Below are 19,834 nucleotides of genomic sequence, written 5' to 3'. Positions count from 1 at the left end.
CTCCGGGCGGCGTCCAGAGCAGGGCGCTTGCGGGCCGCCGCCGGCCTCGTCGGAAACCTCCAACCAGGCGCGCAGCATGGATGCATCTCCTGGCTCCGGGAACGAAGCTGTCGGGAAGCCCGGCGAGCAGTTCAAAGGGGTCTTTTCCACGCAGTCCCAATCCGTCATCGGGTTCGGCACGACCAAGCGCAAGGTCAAGCAGAACATCTTCGTTTTCGCCGAGGAGCAAGCGGACGGATCGTTCGTCGTGCGCAACCTCAACAAACACTTCATCCCTTCGGGCAAGGCGCGGCTTGTGAGCAGGGAGGAACTGCTCGCGAACTATCTGCCGGAGCCGGATCTCTACCTCAACAAGGTCGCGCCCATGATGCGCCAGGTCCGCGAAACCGTGGACGCGGCCGACGCGCATCGCAGCCAGGGCGAGCACATGTCCGCGGAGTTCGAGTACAAAAACGCCCTGCGCGTGGACGAGGAGCATATCCGCGCCACCTTCGGCCTGGGGCTCACCTATCTCGACCGGGGCGAACTCGACAACGCCAACCTCGTTTGCCGCCGCATCATCACCCTGGAAGCGGCCTTCGGCGAGGAACACAAGCATCTTTTCAACGAGTTCGGCATCAAAATGCGCAAGCATGGCATGTATGCCCAGGCCTTGCGCTATTATTTCAAGGCGTACCGCCTGACCAAGCGCGACGAGCACCTGCTCTACAACATTGCCAGGACCTACTACGAAAAGGAAAAGCCCCGGCTGGCCGGGAAATTCCTGGATATGGCCCTGGCGCTCGATCCCGGTTTCGCCGAGGCGCAAAACCTCCGGCGCGCCGTCGAAAAGAAGCAGGAAGAGGCGGAGCCGTATCCCGATTTTTCCCTGGCGAGCCGCCTGGGGCGGTGACAAGCCGGCCGGAGGGGCCGTGAAAAGGGGCGTGGCATGAGTTTTCTGGGGCGCTTCCTCGTGGAGCAGGGAGCCGTGACCGAAGCGCAGCTCGAGGACGGCCTGCGCTTCCAGCGCGAAAACAACCGCCGCATCGGCGAGGTGGCCATGGACCGGGGGGCGCTCACTCCCGAGCAGGTCATGGCCATTCGCGAGCGGCAACGGGACGACCCGAGACTTTTCGGCGACATCGCCGTGCGTGAGCGCTGCCTGTCCCGGCGCGACCTGGACGCGTTGCTTTTCCTGCAAAAGGTCCAGCACACCTATCTCGGCGAGGCGTTGCTCCTGCGCGGGCACATCAGCCGGGAGCGCTACCAGGAGCTCATGGGCCGCCATGTCGCTCGGGGCGCGCAGGGCCCACTCCCCCTGCGCTATCTCCAGGACTTTTTCGCCGACAACAAGGTGGCCGAGACCCTTTTCGCCGCCCTGGCCGGAGCCGTGCGGCGCTTTGCCGGCCAGCCCCTGGAGGCGCAGGGCATAGGCGCGCCCCTCGACTGGGACGGGTTTCCGCAACGCGCGCTTCTCGTGGGGCGGGTTCCGGACGGCCGCGCCCTGGAAGCGGCGCTCGGGTTTTCGTCCACCCTTGCGGTTGCGGTTGCCGCAGGCCTGGGGGATGCCCCCGGGGCTCGCGGCATGGACGGCGTTTTCGACACGGTGCTGCGGGAATGCGGCGACATGTTGCGCGACGCCTCCCTGTGCCTGGCCGAAGGCAGGGTGGACAGGAAACGGGCGTTTGACCGCCCCGCCGGAGATTGCCTTTTCGTGCGGGGCGTCACCCCTGCGGGCGATGCCGCCCTGGCCGTCTGGCTCGAAGAGAGGGCCGGATGAGCCGCGCACGGTCGCGAAAAAAGGCCCCCGCCTGCGCGCCCGATCCCCTGGCGCCTTTTTTCCGCGTTTTCTTCGAAGCCGTGGACGTCGGCGTATGTTTCCTGGATGCCAAGGGCCGCGTCCTGGCGGTCAATGCGGCCATGCGCGGGCTTTTCCCGTCAAGGGCCTTCGCGGTCGGGGAGCCGTGCGAGGCAAGCCCGGACGCCCCGGAAGGCATCTGCGCGGATTGTCCCGCCGCCGAGGCCCTGGCCACGGGCGAAAAGACCTCCCGCGTGGCCGTCGTGCCGGGCCTGGGCGGCGGCAAAGGGAGCCTGGAGATCGTCTGCCATCCGTTGCGCGACGCGGCGGGCGTCCTGATCGGCCTGGCCGAGATCGTGCGCGACATGACCCGGCGGCAGGCTTTCGAGCGCGAGATGGCCATGGTCACCCAGGACATCGAGATGCTGCTCTCCTCCATCCGGTCCATCCTGGTGAGCCTTGACGGCGACAACCGCATCCGGCGCTTCAACGCCAGCGCCGAGGCCGTGTTCGGCCTGGTTTCCGCGCAGGTGGCCGGTCGGGATTTCTTCGACGTCGGCCTCGATTTCGAAGGGGATTGCGTGCGCGAAGCCGTGGCGCAAAGCCGCCGCACCCTCCAGCCCGTGCGCGTGGACGAGGTGCGCTGCCGCCTTCCCGGCGGCGACGAGCGGCTGCTCGGCCTCACGGTCAATCCCGTTCCCGAGCCCCGGGGCGAGGCCGGGGTGCTCCTGCTCGGCCAGAACCTCTCGGAGATCAAGGCCCGGGAACTCAAGGCCCTGCACGAGCGGCGCATGCAGGCCATCGGCCAGCTCGCCACGGGCATCGCCCACGAGATCAACACCCCCATCCAGTACGTAGGCTACAATGCGGGGTTTCTCGACGAGGCGTTCGGCGAACTGCTTGTCTTCCTGACCGCCCAGGCGGCGCTCGCCGACGCGGCCGCGCGCGTCGCCGGCAGCGCGTCGGACCCCGGCCCGGACAGGCGGGCACTGGCCGAGGCCCTGGACCGGGTGCGGAAACTGGAAGGAGAGCTGGACATGGACTACCTGCGCCAGGAGGTGCCCCTGGCCATCGCCAACACCCGCAAGGGCATCCGGCAGGTGTCCGAGATCGTGGCGGCCATGCGCCAGATGTCCCATCCCGGCACGGGCGAGGCGCTTTTTTTCGATATAAACGCCCAGGTGCGCGACATCGTGACCATCACCCGCAACGCCTGGAAGCAGGCCGCGGAAGTGGAATTAAACCTCGCCCCGGAATTGCCTTTGGTCTATGGTCAACCCCACGAGGTGTCCCAGGTTTTGCTCAACGTGGTCCTCAACGCCGCCCAGGCGCTCGAGGAGCAGGCGCAACGGGAGCCCTGGAAACGCGGCCGCATCGCCATCGACACCGCGCTCGAGCCGGATGCCGTGACGGTGATCGTGGCCGACAACGGGCCGGGCATCGATCCGGCCCATGCCGGACGCGTGTTCGACCCGTTTTTCACCACCAAGCCGGCGGGAAAGGGGACGGGACAGGGCCTTGCCATCAGCAACGCCATCATGGTCCGCCATGGCGGAGCCATCGATTTCCAAAGCAGGCCAGGGGAAGGGGCGCGGTTTTTCATCCGTTTTCCGCTGGAGGGCGGCGCACGTAAACCATGACGCGAAGGGCGCGGCAGCAAGGAATGTGGGCGCATGGGCGTGAAGCACAAAATTTTGTTCGTCGATGACGACGCGGAAATGGCCGCGGCGTTCAAGCGCAAGCTGCGGCGCAAGTACGCCGTGGACATTGCCGTGGGGCCCATGCGCGCGCTGGAGGCGGTGACCGAAGGCGGCCCGTATGCCGTGGTCGTCTCGGACCTGCGCATGCCGGGGTTCGACGGGCTGGAATTTTTCGACCGCCTGCGCCGGGTGTGCCCCGACAGCGCGCGCATCCTGCTCACCGGCTACGCCGACCTGGGAACGGCCATGGAGGCCATCAACGTCGGACAGGTCTTCCGTTTCCTGGCCAAGCCCTGCGCCGAGGAGACGATGCAGGAGGCCCTGGCCGCCGGCGTCGCCCATTACCAGCAGGCCACGGGGGAAAGGGATTTTCTCAAGGGGGCGCTTCGCGGCATCATCAAGCTGCTCACGGACCTGCTCGCCCTGCAAAACGCCGAAGCCATGGGCCGCGCCGCCCGGGTCCGGCGGCTGGTGACGGACATGGCCCGCTGCCTGGACGCCCCGGATGTCTGGCGCATCGAGCTTGCGGTCACGCTGTCCCAGCTCGGGGCCGTGGTCATGCCCGAGTCCATGTTCGCCGCCCTGCGCGCCGACGGTGGCCTGGACGGGGACAGGGCCGCGCTTTTCGCCCGCCATCCCGGCATCGGCGCCGATCTGCTCGCCAATATCCCCAAGCTCGGGGAGGTGGCCGACATCATCCGCCATCAGGAGCGCGCCTTCGCCGGAGAGGACGACGGCCCGCGCGGCGCGGCCATTCCTCTGGGCGCACGCCTGCTCAAGGTCGCCCTCGACTACGACCGGCTGCTCACGTCGGGCGTCGGCCGCGACGAGGCCCTTGCGGCCATGCAGGCCCGGGAAGGGGTGTACGACCCCAAGGCGCTGGAACTGCTCGGTCTCCTGGCCGGTTCCCGCGAGGGCTACCGGCGCGCCGAAGCGCCGTTGTCAGGCTTGACGGCGGGCATGATCCTGGAAGAGGACATTTGTCTTGGCACGGGTGAAAAAGTGGCCGTGGCCGGGCAGGTCGTGGATGCGGGCCTGGTCGAGCGCCTGCGCGGGATCGGCGTATGCTGCCCCGCGCCGCTTCGGGTGCTGGCCCCGGCCAATGAGGAATCCGGGCTCGGCATCGTCGATCCCGAGCTTTTGGCGCTGCTGCGCCGGGTGCGCGGCGCATCGGGCGGCGCGTGAGGGGAGCGGACGGGGTCATGTCGAATATCATGCGAGTCCGGGCCGAGCAGACGGCCAAGAAATACGAGCGCATCGTCCTCGATTATTTCACCGAGGGCGGCATGGCCGCGGCGGCCACGGACGACGAGAGCTTCGCCCGCATGGTGAAGTTCACCCTGGGCGGGCTGCGTATCGACGTCAAGACCGCCTTTCGCGAAACCGCCGGCTACGACGCGCTGGTGGCGTTCGTCAACAAGGCGGTGGGGCGCGCGCCCGCGCCACTTGTGCTTTTCGTCGAGCGGCGCATCCGCAAGGCCGCCTGCATCAAGCCCGTCAAGGTGCTTAAGACCTTCTATGGCGACCGGGTGCGCATCATCGTGGTCAGCACCGAGATGTCCCGCGACGAGCTCGTCCTCACCCACGAGATCGGGGCCGACAGCATCATCACCAAGCCCATTTCGGCCAACGCCCTCATCGAAAAGATCGCCTTCGCCATCAAGCCCAACAACCAGCTTGGCGTCCTGCTCGACCGGGCGGCGGAGCTCATCGCCGCCGGCGACCTGGACCAGGCCGAGCGGATCACGGCCAAGGCCTTCGAGATCAAGCCCGACAGCCTCAAGTGCCATCTGCTCATGGGCGACGCATCGCTCAAGCGCGGCGATTACGCCGCCGCGGAAAAGCACTACCTGGCCGCGGCAAAGGCGGAGAAGCTCTTTATCGAGCCGCTCAAAAAGCTCGTGGACCTCTGCCGCGAATCCGGGGAGAGCGACAAGCGCCTGGCCTACTTAAGCCGCCTGGACACGCTTTCGCCGCTCAATTTCGAGCGCAAGGTGGAGATCGGCGGCATGTACCTCGCCAGCGGCGACACGGACAAGGCGAAGACGTATTTCGAGGAGGCCCGGCGCGTGGTCACACGGGTCGCCTCGGACATGGTCAGCGATTCGCTCATGGAGATCGCCCGGGCCATCGGCGACAAGGACCAGGACATGGCCCTGCGCTTCGTCACCGAGGCCATCGAAGCCAAGGGCGGGGCGCTCGGCAAGGCCGACCTGTGGATGTTCAACGACCGGGGCATCCTGCTGCGCCGCCAGGGCCTGTGGCAGCAGGCCGTGGACAACTACCGCAAGGCCCTGGAGATCGCTCCGGGCGACGCCGGCCTGCTTTACAACATCGGCGTGGCCCACGCCGAAGGCAGGCAGTACGACATCGCCCTGGACCATTTCGAGAAGGCCCTGGCCGTGGACCCCAATCTCGCCCGGCAGGCCCCGTCCGTGGGCTACAACATCGCGACGGCCTACCACCGCTGCCGCAATCTGGGCGAAGCGCGAAAGTTCCTGAACATTTCCCTGGAAATCGAGCCCGGCTACGAAGCGGCCAGACGGCTGCTCGAGCACCTTGCCGAGTGACGCCGCCTTTGCCATGCCCGTACGCACTCACGCCTGCCGCGCCCTGGCGGCCTGCCTGATCCTGGCCGCCCTGGCCCTGCCCCGCACGCTTCCCGCCGCGCAGGCTTCCCCGCCGTTGCCCGTCCCGGCCGCACCGCAGCGGGGCGACGCCGGGTTTGCGCTCTGCGGCGGCCTGTCCGTCGCGCCGGGACCTGGGGAGCCATGGCCCGGAGACAAGGCCCTGCGCCCGGGAGAGAGCCTTTCCCCTGCGGACAAGGGCCTCGGCTGTCGCTTCGTACCACCGGGCAAGGCCGGCGGCGCGCCCCTGTTCCTCGAGGCGCGGCTCACGCGCCCGTCCGGGACGGACGGCGCGCCGGTTGTCGATCGCTGGTTCGTCCCCGCGCGCCGCGGCGAGCCCGCCGCCGTGACCTATGCCTTTTTCCCGCCCGGCGCGGCCGCGCCCGGAGCGTGGCAGCTCGAGCTTTTCGACGGCGATGCGCCCGTTGCGTCGCAAACCTTCGTCATGCCGGAGCCCGCCGCTACGGGCGCCGATACCGACGCGGCGCCGTTCGCCGTGCGCGCAGCCATAGGCGTCGCGGCGGCCGCACAGCCGCAACAGGCCGCCCCCGAACTTGCCCCGACAGCCGCCGCGACGCCCGACGTCACTGCCGCCGCGACTTCAGACGCAGGGGAGCAGGCGCAGACGGAACCCGCGCCCGAAGCTGCGCCGGAAGCAATGCCCGCACCTGTCGCGCCGCCGCCCCCCCCGGCGTCGGCAAAGGCGTTGGCGCCACGCGCTGCCGCGCCCGATCAGGCGGCAACGCCGCAAGCGCCGGCGATCGCGCAAAAGGCTCCGGCCTCGGCTGCGCCGTCGGAGGCACCCCAAAAGACATCCGCGGCCGGGAAGACGGTCGCGTCGCCTGTGCCAAAGGCCGGCTCGCCTGTCCCTGCCACGCCAAAGCCTGCCGCTGTAGCAGCCAAGGAGCCGGCGGGAAAGGGGAAGGGCAAGGATGCGCCCAAGGGGTTCGTGGCCTTGCAGACCGGGCTTTTCGCCGATGCCGCCAATGCGCAGGGGCAGGCCGCGAAGCTGCGCGGCAGGGGCATTCCGGCCTGCCTGGTCGAGGAAGGGCAGGGGAAGACGAAGCGGTATCGGGTGCTGGCCGGACGTTACGGCGAGCGCCGGGCCGCGCTTGCGGCCCGAAACGAGGTGCGCGCGGCTGCCGGCGTTTCGCCACTTCTGTTCGAGGTCGCGCCGGGCGTGGCCGCTGGCCTGCGCTGCCATTGACGCAGCAGCCCTCGCGCCGCGGCTGCGAAGCCGGCGCTCACGCGTTCCTTTTCCTGAAGGAGAGGAAGATCCAGGCGCGCGGCATCAGCGCAGCTGGCTGTCCTTGTTGCCCCGGCGGTTGTAGGGGGAAGCGGCGGTCTGTTCCTTGTCGCGTTCCTGCTGGCAGGCCACGCACAGGCGCACGCCGGGCAGCGCCTTGCGCCGCGCCAGGGGAATTGTCTCGCCGCACGCCTCACACGTGTCGCAGCCCTCGCCCTGCGGCAGCAGGCTGCGGATGCGCGACACCTCGTCCGCGATGGAATGGGCGATCTGATCCTGCACCGCGCCGTCGCCGGCCCAGCCGTTGGCCATGGTTCCGCCTCCCGCGCCGCGCTTCCTTGTGCGCCGGGCGCTTCCCCAGAAATAAAAAGCCTCCGGCGGCTGTCAAGACGCCGCCTTCAGGCGCAGGCGGGCGGCCTATTTGTGGAAATGGGCCAGGAGCTTGTTGAGCTCGTAGAGCAGGGTGGTCAGGCGCACCAGGTAGCTTTCGTAGAGACGCTGCACGTCCACGGACGGGGACAACTCCATTTCCTGGTTGCGGGCGGTCAGGAAGTAGACCATGTTGTTTAAGAAAGTGATGATGTTCTTGCAGCGGTTGTAGAGGTAGTTGTTGAGTTCCTCGTCGTCGTAGTTGCCGTGCTTGAGCGAGATGTAGAGGACGTCGATCAGGTTGTTGAGGCTGGTCGTGACCTTCTGGTGCGTGTCGAAGAGGAAGCGCAGTTTCTTGTATTCCTGGCTGTCCTTGTTTTTTTCGTAGGCCGGCAGCAGTTCGAGGATACGGCCTTCCGACGGCCGCGTCTCGTCGTAATACTTGATGACGTCGTCCATCATGGCCACGAGAGTGGCCTCGTCGATCTCCTGGCTGGCCGGCCGGCTGGGTTCGTCGGCCACGGCCGGGGGGGGCAGGCAGAGAACGGGGGCCATGGCGAAAAACGCCCCAAGGGCCAGAATGCGCAGGATGGTGGGCATGGCGGTGTTCGACCTCGGCGTCGGAAGGGGCCTTGGCCCTAGGGTTTCTTCTTTTTGTTGCAGGTGTCGCAGGGCGCTTCCTGGCCGCCGCTGTTCCTGGCCACCTGGCGCAGGACGTCCTCGAACTCTCCGAGCGGGGCCGCGCCGCGCACGGACACGCCGTTTATGACGAACGTCGGCGTCCCCTCGATGCCGAAGGAGCGGGCCTCGGCCACGTCGTCGTCGATGCGCTTGGCCAGGGCCGGGTTCTTGAGGTCCTTCTTGAGCCGCGGCACATTGGCCCCGAGCTTGATGGCCAGCGCGTACAGCGCCGGCTCGCCGGCCTGTTCGATCTCGCGCTGGGCCTCGAAAGCCGCGTCGTGGAAGGCGAAGGCGAGCTGCGGGTCCTGGGCGGCCAGGGCCTCGTAGACCAGCGCCGCCTGCCGGGACAGGTCGTCCGTGGCGTAGTGCTTGAAAAGCACCTTCACGGAATCCGGGTGGCGGGCCATGAATTCCTTGAGCGTCTTGGCTCCCTGGGCGCAGTAGGGGCACAGGAAGTCGGAGTAGACCACGACCAGGGTGTCCGCGTCGGCCGGACCGCGCAACGCCCGGGCCGGGTCCACGGCCGGGGTCAGGGGCTTTTTGAGCTCCTCGGCCTGTTTGGCTTCCCGTGCGGCGTCCTGGCCTTCCTGTTGTCCCTGCACCACCAGTGCGAAGAGTTCGGGCTTGCGTTGGCTCAGGGCGTCGAGAACCATGTCGGGATGTTCCCGCAGGGTCTCGCGCAGGGCCTTGTCCGAGGAAGCGGGAGCGCAGGCGAACAGCAGCAGGGCGGCGGCGACGGCCAGAAGGGGGCGGGACGACATTGCGGTATTCCTTTTGCGAAAACGGATGTCCTCGACTGGAGAGGTTACCTTGGGCAGGGTGAATTGCAACAAAAATTTCTGAAACGCAAGAGAACCCGATGGAGAGGATTGCATTTTTTTCCCCGTGGGATATGCATGTTCCCTGGCTTCGCCGCCGTGGGGCGACGGGATGCACCGCTGGAGACGCCAAGGAGATGCCATGAAACGTATCGGAACGGTTTTTTTCGCGCTGGTTTTCTGTGCCGTGGCCGTGGCCGCCGGAGCGGCCGGCGACGCGGCCAAGGGAGAGGCCCTGGCCAAGGGTTGCGCCTGCCATAAGAGCAAGGGCGACCTCAACGGCGTGGACGCCGCGACGCTCACGGCCAAGATGCAGGCCTTCAAGGATGGCAAGGGCGAGAACAAGGCCATGGTCGCCATCATGCAGAAGCAGTCCCCGGAAAATATCGCCGACCTCGCCGCCTACTACGCCTCCTTGCCCAAGAAATGAGCCGCGCTTGATTCGCACCGGGAAAAAGGCCATGGGAAGACGTTCCCATGGCCTTTTTCCTTGGCGGAGACGATGAACAAGCATTTTTCCCTGGCCCTGCGCCTGCTGCTGGTGGGGGGCTGCATGACCTACGCCTTGTGGGGCGTGGATCTGGCCGGCCTGGGCCGCGCCCTGGCCGCTTTTCGCCCTGTGCCCGTGGCGCTCTACCTGCTCGGGGTCCCGGCCATGACCATCGTGCCGGGGCTGCGGCTGCGTTTTCTCATGTCCGGGAGCATCCGGCCCCTGACCGGGCTTTGGGCCTGCCTGATCGGGCTCGCGCTCAACAACGTGCTGCCGGCGCGCCTGGGCGAGATGGCCAAGGCCTTGTATTTGCGCCGGGAAAGCGGGGCATCGCTCGGCAAGGCGTTCGAGGCCGTGTTCTGGGAACGGTTTTTCGACCTCAATGCCCTGCTGGTCCTCGGCGTCGCCGTGGCGGCGCTTCTGGGTCAGGGGCTCGTGCTCTATCCGCTGCTGGCCCTCGTCGGCGGGGTGTGGTGCTTTCTGGGGCTGCTTCGCGTGCGCCCGGGTGCGGCCCATGCGCTGCTGCGCCTCGTGCCGTTCGCGCGGCTGCGGTTGTTCGCGGCCGAGATGCTGGGGCTGTTGCAGGCCAGCCTGCGCCCGCGATTCCTTTGCGCGCTGGGGCTTTGGACCCTGGCCGCCTGGTCGGCCTATCTCGCCCTCTATGCCCTGGGGCTTTGTTTCATGGCCGGGCTGCCCTGGAGCTGGCCCATGGTGCTGACGGTTTTCGCCGTGGCCACGCTTGGCTTCGCCGTGCCGGGCGCGCCCGGGGGCATGGGCGTGTACGAGGCGTCCATGGTGCTCGCGCTCGGGTGGTTCGGCGTGGATCGGGACCGGGCCTTTGCCGTGGCCCTGGCCATGCACCTGTTGCAGTACCTGCCCGTGACGGCGCTTGGGCTGTGGCGCGTGGCGGCCAGCGGCATGACGCTGCGGGAACTGCGCGCCGGGGCCGCCGCGGGGTAGAGCCGGCTCAGTCCACTTTCTGCCGCCGCTTGTCCAGGTCCCAGTGGTGGAAGATGTCCGCGAGCCCGCCGATCATGTGCTCCTGCACGGGTTGCCAGCGGATCTTGCCGGCCTTGGCGTCGAGGCTGCCACTGGCGAGAAATTCGAGGCCGTAGATCGCATCCCCGCACAGGCAGTCCCGGGCCGCGTGGCGCACGCGGGCCACGATCCAGAACTCGTGCTCCCCGGGTTCGCGCGGTTCGCGCAGTTGCAGATGCACCACCACCCGTTGGCCCTGGGGCAGTTCCAGGCTGCGCTCGCGCACGAGCGCCCCGCGCACGGTCAGGCGCATGCCCCCGGCCGAGATGTCGGCGATGCGCGCCAGTCCGCCCTGGAAATCGACGCGCTTAAGCGCCGGGCAGTCCAGGACGAAGCCCTCCTTTTTGTCGTAGCGCCAGAGAAACGCCGCCGCGATGCGCTCGATGTCCGGCTCCACGCGCAGGCTCTTGCGGCGCTGCCCGAAGACCAGCGCGGCGGGCTCCTCGAGCAGCAGCCGGGCGATGCCCGTGCGCCCGTTGGCCGCCGCCTTGATGCGGCTGTCGAAGGTGTAGAAGGTTTCGTCGATGCCGCTGCGGCGCAGTATCACCCGGAAATAGCCCGTGACGTCGAGCCCCGTCCAGTGTGGGCCACAGGCGGCCTTGCCCTGGCTTTCCAGCAGCAGGCCCCGCGTGGAGGATTCCAGCATGGCGCAGTCCAGTTCGCGCACGCCGGTGACGGATACGGGCAGGGAAAGGAAACAGCGCGCCCGCTGGGCCATGGCCTCTTCAAGCAGCTTGAGGGACGTTTTGTCTTGCGCGCTCATACGGACTCGCGGCAACGGGGCCCTGGCCGCGCGAGGCGGCCGCCCGGGTTGCGGATTGGGGGTTGCGATGCGTCAAAACGACGCTTGGCGTCCTCGCCGACGGCTTCGTGAGGCCCCCGCCACAGCCTTTGGGGAAACCCTACTCCGGGCGTGGAGTCTTTTCAATCGATTCGGGCCGTGCTATTCCGCGATCCGTACTCGCGGGAGGCGCGGGGCCGGATTTGTATGTGCAAGGAGAGGGGAGAAATGGTTTCCGGATGGTTTCGGGTTGGCGTCGTTTCGGCGGCGCTTCTTTTTTTGGGGGCGACCGAGGCGCTGGCCAAGACGGTTTTTCTGGGCGGCAGCCAGACGGCGGGCTGGAAGTACGTGGGGGGCTTTCCCGAGGTGGTCAACAAGGGCGTGGTGAGCAACACCACGGCCAAGATCCTCAAGACCCTGACCCCTGTGGTCGGCATGAAGCCGGAGAAGATTTTCATTCTGGAGGGGATCAACGAGATCTGGAGCCCCAACGCCAGCATCCTTTCCCGATACCGGGAAATCCTGCGGCGCATCCACCAGGGCTCGCCCAAGACCGTGATCTTCGTGCAAAGCGTGCTGCCGGTGGTCAACCGGCCGGACCTGTCCAACGACAAGATCCGCGACCTCAACGCCGGGTTGCGGACGCTTTGCGCCGAGATTCCGGGCTGCGTCTACGTCGACCTCTACAGCCACTTCACGGTGGACGGCGCGCTCAACGCGGCCCTGACCACCGACGGCGTGCATCTGCGGCCGGACGGCTACAAGCTCTGGCAGGCGCTGATCGAAAAATACGTGTCCATGCCCAACGAGGAGATCATGCGGCCGGAAATCCTGGCCGGCCTCGCCGGGCAGTCCGGCCAGCCGCAAACGACCAACTGAGGCCGCGTCGAAACGGCCTGCCCGATGCAGGACAAAGCCCCCGCCTTTTGACGGGGGCTTTGTTTTGGAGGCGTTGAAGACTATGCCCGGGCCGCGTCGAACCGCCACAGACGGCTCGGCTTGGCAAAGGAGCGGTTGACCGTGGCCAGGGGATACGCCACGCCGAAAAACTGTTGGTGATACGCGGCCGCATCCGCCTCGATGTCGAAAGCGAACCGGTCCGGGTGCAGCTTGTTGGCTAAGAAGCGTAGTCCGAGCACCCACTTGGGCGCGCCGAAGTCGCTTGCCGGCACGGGGGATGTGAAGACGCGCCCGTCGCGCACCGCCGCGACGTCGATGCCCAGGGCGCGGCAGTCCGCGAGAAAGGCCTCCGGGGTATTGGAGAGAAACGAGGAGATGAACATGACCTCGGGATCGAGCTTTTCCAAGGTCTCCGGGGTGATGCTGCGCCCAGGCCGGCCCTTGAGGTCGAGCGTCGTGTTGCAGCTCTCCCCGCCGGCCACGCCCACGAGGTGGTTTTCGAAGCGCGAGCCCATGATGGCGAAAAGCGGCTTGCCCATGGCGTAGTAGGCCCGGGGGCGATGCGCGACACCGGTTACGCCTTGCCGGACGGGCTCGATCATGGCCGTCAGGTAGTCCGTCAGCCGCGCCGCCTGGGCCTCGCGGCCGAGCGCCTTGCCGAAATGGCGGATCAGCCCGAAATAGCCGTCGATATGTTGGATGTCGTGGTGCAGGCGCGTGAGCATGCCCTCGCCGAGCAGATGCTCGAAGGCGCGCACGACCTCCGCCTGCTCGCGCACGCCCATGGCCAGGCACATGGATTCCACGATCTCAAGGCCCCGCGTGAACGGGTAGCCGCCCTGGAACGCCCCTTCGCGCATGGCCGGCGGCGAAACCGGGCCGGCGATGGCCGCGTCCCTGCCGCAGCGGCCACAGCGCACGGCGTCGTCCGGAACGCCCGGGGCCAGCGAAAGCAGCCGCGCGCCCATGGGGCCGTAGAAGTCGCGGGCGACGACAGGCGCGCCGCAGTCCGGGCAGAGCGTGTCCAGGCCGCGTGTGCCCGGGGTGTTGAAGACGAAGGTGTGGGGCAGGGTGCGCCGCAGCTCCCGCGCAAAAGCCTCGGTGTCGGCGATGGCCGGCTCGAGGGCCGGGTCGGCCGTTTCGATGGGCACGTAGCGCATGAGCTGGAGCGGCATGGCCGGGGAAATCGCCGCCAGGGTGCGCGCGAGCAGCCGCGTGTCGTCGCGGTTGTCCAGGCGGTCCATGCAGGCGACCTCCACGTGCACGCCCGCGGCCACGAGCGCGCGGATGTTGCCGAGGACCACCTGCGGATCGCCGCCGCCGCAGGCGCGGATGCCGTCCGGGCCCGCGCCCTTGACGCCGATGTTGACGGCGTCGAGCAGCGTGAGCAGCGGCGCAAGGGAGGCCTCGGTGAAGTAGGCGTTGGTGGCGCAGGCGACCATGAGCCCCCGCGCCTTGGCGACGCGGGCCACGCGCAGGAACGTGTAATAGGAGGCCAGGGGGTCGTTCATGAGAAAGGCGATGCCCCGGCAGTCCTTTGCGACGGCCCTGTCCACGACGGCTTCCGGCGTGAGCCGCATGAGCGCCGGGCTGTCGGGGCGCATCTCCCGCGCCGTGACCGTGGCGATGCAGCCCGGGCAGTCGAAATTGCAGCCCACCGTGCTGATCTGGAAAAACGGCGCGCCGGGATGGAAATGCAAAAGCGGAATCGTCTCCACGGAGATGGGGCTGGCGATCAGGTAGCGGTCGGGATAGCGCTCGACAAGCGCATCGTCCTTAAGGACGTAGCGGCCGCAGGCGCCGCTTTTGCCGGGCGCGAGCACGCAGCCGCGCGCGCAGACGGGACACTGCATGGGAGGCTCCTTATGCGCCCCCGGCCGCGTCCCGGCACAACCGGCTGATCCGGTCCGGGACGCAGACCCGCAGGGACGCGGCAATGGGGAAAACGGATATGTCCACGCCGTAGAGGCGGCCGAGCAGCTCGCCCGTGACCACCGCCTCGGGCGCGCCGTCGGCCACGATGCGGCCCCCGCGCAGCATGAGCACACGGTCGGCTACCCACAGGGCATGGTCCGGGAAGTGCGTGGTCATGACGCAGGTGTAGCCCTCGGCGCACAGTTCGCGCAGGATTTCGAGGAACTTCGCCTGGTGGCCGAAGTCGAGGCCGGTGACGGGCTCGTCGAGCACCAGCGCCCGCGCGCCCTGGGCCAGGGCGCGGGCGAGCAGGGTCAGCTGGCGCTGGCCACCGCTCAATTGCGTGACGGGCTTGCCCGCGAGGTGGTCGATGGAAAAGCGGCGCAGGGCGTCCATGGCGATGTCCCTGTCCGCGGCGCGCGGCGGGCCGAAGCACAACGATCTGGCGGCGCGGCCCATGAGCACGATGTCGAGCGCGGTGTAGGCGAAGGCGGCCTGGTGCGCCTGCGGCACGTAGGCCACGGCCGCGGCCAGTTCCCGGGGCGGCAGGGCGTGGGCCGGCCGGCCGCCGACCGTCGCCCGCCCCGCCGTTGGCGGCAGCAGGCCGAGCAGGAGCTTTAAAAGCGTGGTCTTGCCGCAGCCGTTGGGTCCGAGCAGGCAGACGAGCTCCCCCGCGCCCACCGCAAACGAGACCCCGCGCAGCACCGGTGCGCCGTTGTAGGCGAAGGCCAGCTTCTCCGCCGTGAAGACGGGCATGTCAGCCCCAGGATTTGCGGGCATTGCGCAACACCAGCGGGAAAAAGGGGATGCCGGCCAGGGCCGTGAGGATGCCGAGCGGAATCTCCACGCCGAACGCCAGCCGGGATACGTCGTCCACGAGCAGCAGGTACAGCCCGCCGAGCAGGGCGGCCGTGGGCAGAAGCCGCCGGTTGGACGGCCCGACCAGCAGCCGCCCGGCATGGGGGATGATGAGCCCCACCCAGCCGACCAGCCCGGCGATGGAGACCGTGGCGGCGCTTAAGACCGTGGACAGGGCGATGAGCCACAGCCGCACCTTGCCGGCGGAAAGCCCCAGGCTGCGCGCCTGCTCGTCGCCAAGGCTCAGCAGGTCGAGCTGGCGGGAAAAAAGAAACAGCCCGGCCATGCCGCACGCGAAAAGCGGCGTCGCCTGCATGACCGTATTCTTGTCCGCCCGCGACAGCCCGCCCATGAGCCAGTAGGTGATGGCCGGGAGCTGGTTGGTGGGGTCGGCCACGTATTTGACGGCGGAAAGCAGCGCCGTGAAAAGCGCGGTGCTGATGACGCCGCCGAGGACGAGCAGCAGCAGCCGGTCGCCGCGACTGAGGCGTGCCAGTCCGAGCGCCAGGCCCACGGCGAGGATGCCCCCGGCAAAGGCGCAGCCCTGCACGGCCGACCAGGGGAGGTCGGCGAGCATGCCGCACGCCGCGCCGAAGGACGCTCCGGCCAACACCCCGAGCAGCCCCGGCGACACGAGCGGGTTGACGAACATGGACTGGTAGGCCGCGCCCGAGGTGGACAGGGCCGCGCCGATCAGCACGGCGGCAAAGAGCCTCGGCGCGCGGATGTCGCCGAGCACCACGGCGACGAGCTTCGTCTGTTCCGTGGCCGGCTGCGACGCGAGGCCCAGCGCATGCAGGAGATACTTCCCTTGGTCGGCAAGCGAGATGGGGTAGTTGCCGACCGTCAGCGACCAGACGGCCGCGGCGGCGAGCAGGACGGCCAGCGTCCAGGGCGCGGCGAGCGTCCCGGACGCGGCCTGCGCGGTAACGTCCCGGTCCGGGGTCATGGCTTGGCGGCCCCGGCCGGTGACAGCAGGGCGCGCGCCTGCGCCTCGTCCAGGTCCTTGTTCCAGAAGAGCTTGAAGAAGGCCTGCGTCTCCCTGGCCATGTCGTAGGGAAAAACGTCCGGGTACAGGGCGTGGGCCATCCACTTGAGCGCGAGCAGGCGCATGAACGACGGCGGCCGGTCGAACCAGTTGACGGGCGTGTCGGGCAGGCCGAGCACCCTGCCGTCACGCACCGCGGGCACCACCTTCCAGGTGGGTGAGGCGAGGATGGCGGCGCGGACTTTGGGCGTTTGCGCCAGGATCACTTGCGGCGCGTAGCCGATCACCGTTTCCATGGTGACCTTGTCCATGCCGTAGCGCTGGGTTTGCGGGGTCTTGTGCACGTTGACGCCGCCGGCCATCTCCAGCACCTGCGTGTGGAACGAACCCTGGCCGTCGGTGGCAAGCCCGTCCTCGCCTTCGGCGTAGTAGACGCGCACGCGCTTGGCCTCGGGGATGGAGGCCACGCCCTTGCGGATCGCCTCCAGGGTTTCGCCGGCATACGCGGCGAGCTTCTCGCCGCGTTCCTTGTCGCCAAGGAGCGTTCCGAGCTGGCGCAGGGCCTTGGGATAGTCGGCCACGGTGCCGCTTTCGATGTGCACGACCGGAATGCCGAGGCTGGTGAAGAAGCTGTCGAACTCCTTGTTGGACTTGGCCATGGTGCCGCTTATGACGAGGTCCGGCGCGGCCTTGAGCAGGGCTTCCTTGTTGGGCGTCATGCCCTGGCCGAAAAAGCCGCCGAGGACCGGCAGGTCGCGGGCGCACGGCGGATACCACTGCTTGGCCACGGGCGTCTGGGGCATATTCCAGCCGACCAGCCGGCAGGGATCGATGGCGAAGACGAGGAGCGCATCCGGCGGGGACAGGGCGTACACGCGTCTGGGCGCATCGGGCACGGCGACGGTCGCGCCGGAGGCGTCCGTGAACGTCGCCGCCAGCGCCTGCCCGAAGGCGCAGCAGGCCAGGGCCAGTACAAGGGCCGGGAGCAGCGTGGAACGGGTGAGGAAACGAAAGCGCATGACCGGTCTCCTTCTGGCGTAGGGCGTTTCACAATTCCGCGCCGTCCGTCGCAGGCCGGGCCAGGCGGTCCGGTTGTCCCCACAATTGCGGCTACGGCGCACAAGCCGTAAGGATACGCCGGGCCGAAAAGGGGAGACAACCGGACAGTTGTAATTATTTCATCTTCAATTCCAGGCTGATAGTGTTTTTGGCTGCACGATCTACTCTCACGTGTATTACAAAATGTCGGTCACTGGCCCTTTCTGCGGCATTTTCGACCTGCCACCCTGCCTCACGCGCCGGCCTCCCGGCCCGCCTCGCGCAGGGCGTCCGCGCCGAAGACGTCTTCCATGACCTCCAGGGCGAACCGGGCCGAAACCGTGGCCGGGCCGCCGCCCATCTCGATGCCGACCTCCACCGCCTCGAGCACCTGGCGCACGCCGGCCCCGGACGCGGCCGCCTGCTCGATGTGCCACTGCATGCAGGAATGACAGTCGATGACCACGGAAATGCCCACGGCGATGAGTTCCTTTTCCATCTTGGCCAGGGCCCCGTCGCCGTAGGCGGCGCGTTCCATGTCGCAAAAGGCCGCGTACACGGGCGAATGCAGGTCGAGCAGGCGTTTGTGGGCGATTTTGCGCTCGCGGGAGAGTGTTGCAAGACGTTCGTTCATGGCGTGCCTCGCAGGGTGTTTGGCGACGCGAAACGGTATGCGCCGCCGTTGCCGTCTTGCAGCGACCCTAGCGCGATTTATGCCGCAATAACAAACGAATTGCTTCGAACGGGGCGTTCGGAAAAAACGAACGGCGGCACAGGCGCAAGTGCGCCGATGCCGCCGTCGGACGAACATTCTGCGGGGCCGTTTAGACGATGACCGGCAGGAAGCCGGCGGCGCGCAGGGCGTCCACGATGGTGTGGGCGTGCTCGCGCTCGCGGGTCTCGAAGGTGATTTCGATGCTGGCCTCCTTGGCCGGCAGGGCGAGCAGCGTGCGGTGGTGCTGGATCTCGATGATGTTGGCCCCGAAATCGCGCAGCACCGCCGTCACCTTGGCCAGGCCGCCCGGGCGGTCGTTGAGCGGAATGCGCAGGGTGACGATGCGGCCCTCGCGGATGAGCTGGCGGGTGATGACCTGGGCGAGGAGGCGCGGGTCGATGTTGCCGCCGCTTAAGATGAGCCCGACCTTGCGGCCCCGGAATTTCCCGGGCCGGGCGAGCAGCGCGGCCAGGGGCGCGGCTCCGGCCCCCTCGGCCACGGTCTTTTCCACGAACAGGTACAGGGCCACGGCCGCTTCGAGCTGGGGTTCCTCGACGAGCAGCACCTCGTCCACACGGGCGCGGATCACTTCGGTGGTGAGCTTGCCGGGGTATTTGACCGCGATGCCCTCGGCGATGGTGTTGCCGCCGCCCTGGAGCGGCTCGTCGCGCAGCGCGCAGAGCATGGACGGGTAGCAGGCCGCCTGGACGCCCACGACCTCGATGCCGGGGCTTACGCCCTTGGCTGCCGTGGCCACGCCGGAAATGAGCCCGCCGCCGCCGATGGGCACGACGATGGCGTCGAGGTCCGGCACGGCGTCGAGCATCTCCAGGGCCACCGTGCCCTGGCCGGCCATGACGTCGGGGTCGTCGAAGGGGTGGATGAAGACCAGCCCGCGTTCCTCGGTGATGCGCAGGGCTTCGGCGTTGGCCTCGGCCAGGGTCTCCCCGGCCAGGACCACCGTGGCCCCGTGGGCCCGGGTGTGCTCCACCTTCACCGTGGGCGTGCCCGCCGGCATGACGATGGTGGCCGGCACGCCGAGCAGCTTGGCGTGGTAGGCCACGCCCTGGGCATGGTTGCCGGCGGACATGGCGCATACGCCCCGGGCGCGCTGCGCGTCGCTTAAGGTCAGCAGCTTGTTGAGCGCGCCGCGTTCCTTGAACGAGGCCGTGAACTGGTGGTTCTCGAACTTGACCATGACCTGCGCGCCGGTCATCTCGGAAAGCACGTGGGATTGCAGAAACGGCGTAAGGCGCAGGCGGGGCGCCAGCCGCGCGGCGGCGGCACGGACATCTTCGATTTCGATCATGGACATGCCTCTTGGGGAATAATCAGGACAGGGGCTCGAAACGGCCTTTTTCACGGTTCTTGCGCACGGTCCCGGCCGGAAACACCCGGCCGTTCATGGCGATGTAGACCCCGGGCGGCAGGCACTGGACCGCGCCCACGGCGCAGCCCACGTTGAAGACCGCGTCCGTGGCGGCGAAACGGGCCGGGGCCATGGCCCCGGTCAGGACGATGACCTTGTCCGGGATATCGGCGAGAACCTTGGCCGTCTCGGTCATGGTGTCCGTGCCGTGGGTGACCAGCACATGCCGCCTGGGATCGGCGACGATGCGGTCGTGCAGCGCTTTGCGCTCCTCGTCGGTGACGTACAGGCTGTCCTTGCGCGTCACCTCGAGGATCTCGTACTCCATGTCCACGTTGGCCCCGTCCAGGATCGGACGGACCTGCGCCTCGCCCACGGTGTAGTCGGACAAATCGTCGAAGTAGACCTTGTCGATGGTCCCGCCCATGGTGAATATCGCTAATTGCATAGGGAAGATGCCTCCGGCGGCCGGGGGGGTGATCCCCCCCGGCCCCCCTTGACGGGGGGATTCCTTGGAAAAGTATT

Annotated in this window: 20 protein-coding genes; 9 read left to right on the top strand and 11 right to left on the bottom strand. The window is 68.0% G+C overall.

Annotated features, from left to right (window positions below; all coding sequences use genetic code 11):
• Positions 1-76 precede the first annotated feature (76 nt).
• Genes Q368_RS0113955 through Q368_RS0113930 form a run of 6 tightly spaced genes read left to right on the top strand, consistent with a single transcriptional unit; the run spans position 77 to position 7,311 of the window.
• Entirely contained in the window at positions 77-892 is an 816-nt protein-coding gene (locus Q368_RS0113955) for a tetratricopeptide repeat protein (protein ID WP_029459673.1), read from the top strand.
• Between the two features lie 36 nt (positions 893-928).
• The gene (locus tag Q368_RS0113950) at positions 929-1,759 is read left to right on the top strand and encodes a cyclic di-GMP-binding domain-containing protein, MshE-related (RefSeq protein WP_029459672.1); all 831 of its coding nucleotides are present in this window, start codon (positions 929-931) and stop codon (positions 1,757-1,759) included.
• Positions 1,756-3,417, top strand: coding sequence for a PAS domain-containing protein (locus Q368_RS0113945; RefSeq protein ID WP_029459671.1), 1,662 nt, complete (start codon positions 1,756-1,758; stop codon positions 3,415-3,417). Before Q368_RS0113950 ends, Q368_RS0113945 begins: the two co-directional genes overlap by 4 nt.
• A gap of 33 nt (positions 3,418-3,450) precedes the next feature.
• Positions 3,451-4,662: an HD domain-containing phosphohydrolase gene (locus Q368_RS0113940; protein WP_029459670.1), complete on the top strand. Its 1,212-nt coding sequence runs from the start codon at positions 3,451-3,453 to the stop codon at positions 4,660-4,662.
• A 17-nt stretch (positions 4,663-4,679) separates the two neighbouring features.
• Positions 4,680-6,047, top strand: a complete 1,368-nt coding sequence (locus tag Q368_RS0113935) for a response regulator (RefSeq protein WP_029459669.1) — start codon at positions 4,680-4,682, stop codon at positions 6,045-6,047.
• Between the two features lie 13 nt (positions 6,048-6,060).
• Positions 6,061-7,311, top strand: coding sequence for an SPOR domain-containing protein (locus Q368_RS0113930; protein WP_043786042.1), 1,251 nt, complete (start codon positions 6,061-6,063; stop codon positions 7,309-7,311).
• Between the two features lie 84 nt (positions 7,312-7,395).
• Here the strand turns inward: Q368_RS0113930 and Q368_RS0113925 are convergent, their stop codons facing one another.
• From Q368_RS0113925 to Q368_RS0113915, 3 genes are all read right to left on the bottom strand, one after another.
• Positions 7,396-7,662, bottom strand: coding sequence for a DksA/TraR family C4-type zinc finger protein (locus tag Q368_RS0113925; RefSeq protein WP_029459667.1), 267 nt, complete (start codon positions 7,660-7,662; stop codon positions 7,396-7,398).
• A 105-nt stretch (positions 7,663-7,767) separates the two neighbouring features.
• Positions 7,768-8,319 carry a hypothetical protein gene (locus tag Q368_RS0113920; protein WP_029459666.1) on the bottom strand — a complete coding sequence of 184 codons (552 nt, stop codon included), beginning with the start codon at positions 8,317-8,319 and terminating at the stop codon, positions 7,768-7,770.
• 38 nt (positions 8,320-8,357) lie between these two features.
• Positions 8,358-9,161, bottom strand: coding sequence for a DsbA family protein (locus Q368_RS0113915; protein WP_029459665.1), 804 nt, complete (start codon positions 9,159-9,161; stop codon positions 8,358-8,360).
• Positions 9,162-9,360: 199 nt separating this feature from the next.
• On the opposite strand from Q368_RS0113915, the gene Q368_RS0113910 reads away from it, so the two are divergent.
• The gene (locus tag Q368_RS0113910; RefSeq protein WP_029459664.1) at positions 9,361-9,648 is read left to right on the top strand and encodes a c-type cytochrome; all 288 of its coding nucleotides are present in this window, start codon (positions 9,361-9,363) and stop codon (positions 9,646-9,648) included.
• A 72-nt stretch (positions 9,649-9,720) separates the two neighbouring features.
• Positions 9,721-10,668: a lysylphosphatidylglycerol synthase transmembrane domain-containing protein gene (locus Q368_RS0113905; protein ID WP_029459663.1), complete on the top strand. Its 948-nt coding sequence runs from the start codon at positions 9,721-9,723 to the stop codon at positions 10,666-10,668.
• 7 nt (positions 10,669-10,675) lie between these two features.
• On the opposite strand, the gene Q368_RS0113900 is transcribed toward Q368_RS0113905, so the two are convergent.
• On the bottom strand, positions 10,676-11,509 hold the full coding sequence (locus Q368_RS0113900; protein WP_029459662.1) for a PilZ domain-containing protein: 834 nt from the start codon (positions 11,507-11,509) through the stop codon (positions 10,676-10,678).
• A gap of 246 nt (positions 11,510-11,755) precedes the next feature.
• On the opposite strand from Q368_RS0113900, the gene Q368_RS0113895 reads away from it, so the two are divergent.
• The gene (locus Q368_RS0113895) at positions 11,756-12,406 is read left to right on the top strand and encodes a GDSL-type esterase/lipase family protein (protein ID WP_043785997.1); all 651 of its coding nucleotides are present in this window, start codon (positions 11,756-11,758) and stop codon (positions 12,404-12,406) included.
• Between the two features lie 80 nt (positions 12,407-12,486).
• On the opposite strand, the gene Q368_RS0113890 is transcribed toward Q368_RS0113895, so the two are convergent.
• From Q368_RS0113890 to Q368_RS0113860, 7 genes are all read right to left on the bottom strand, one after another.
• Positions 12,487-14,280 (bottom strand): radical SAM protein, encoded by a 1,794-nt coding sequence (locus tag Q368_RS0113890; RefSeq protein WP_029459660.1) that lies wholly within the window; start codon positions 14,278-14,280, stop codon positions 12,487-12,489.
• A 10-nt stretch (positions 14,281-14,290) separates the two neighbouring features.
• Positions 14,291-15,097 carry an ABC transporter ATP-binding protein gene (locus tag Q368_RS0113885; RefSeq protein WP_029459659.1) on the bottom strand — a complete coding sequence of 269 codons (807 nt, stop codon included), beginning with the start codon at positions 15,095-15,097 and terminating at the stop codon, positions 14,291-14,293.
• Position 15,098: 1 nt separating this feature from the next.
• Positions 15,099-16,148 (bottom strand): FecCD family ABC transporter permease, encoded by a 1,050-nt coding sequence (locus tag Q368_RS0113880; protein WP_084158800.1) that lies wholly within the window; start codon positions 16,146-16,148, stop codon positions 15,099-15,101.
• Entirely contained in the window at positions 16,145-17,206 is a 1,062-nt protein-coding gene (locus Q368_RS0113875; RefSeq protein WP_029459657.1) for an ABC transporter substrate-binding protein, read from the bottom strand. Before Q368_RS0113875 ends, Q368_RS0113880 begins: the two co-directional genes overlap by 4 nt.
• 272 nt (positions 17,207-17,478) lie before the next feature.
• Entirely contained in the window at positions 17,479-17,859 is a 381-nt protein-coding gene (locus Q368_RS0113870) for a carboxymuconolactone decarboxylase family protein (RefSeq protein WP_029459656.1), read from the bottom strand.
• Positions 17,860-18,049: 190 nt separating this feature from the next.
• Entirely contained in the window at positions 18,050-19,249 is a 1,200-nt protein-coding gene (locus Q368_RS0113865; protein WP_029459655.1) for a threonine ammonia-lyase, read from the bottom strand.
• A 22-nt stretch (positions 19,250-19,271) separates the two neighbouring features.
• Entirely contained in the window at positions 19,272-19,757 is a 486-nt protein-coding gene (locus tag Q368_RS0113860; RefSeq protein ID WP_029459654.1) for an asparaginase domain-containing protein, read from the bottom strand.
• Between the last annotated feature and the right edge of the window lie 77 nt (positions 19,758-19,834).

Source organism: Solidesulfovibrio alcoholivorans DSM 5433, assembly GCF_000702665.1.
Lineage (GTDB): Bacteria > Desulfobacterota > Desulfovibrionia > Desulfovibrionales > Desulfovibrionaceae > Solidesulfovibrio > Solidesulfovibrio alcoholivorans.
This window is presented reverse-complemented; position numbering and strand designations above follow the sequence as displayed.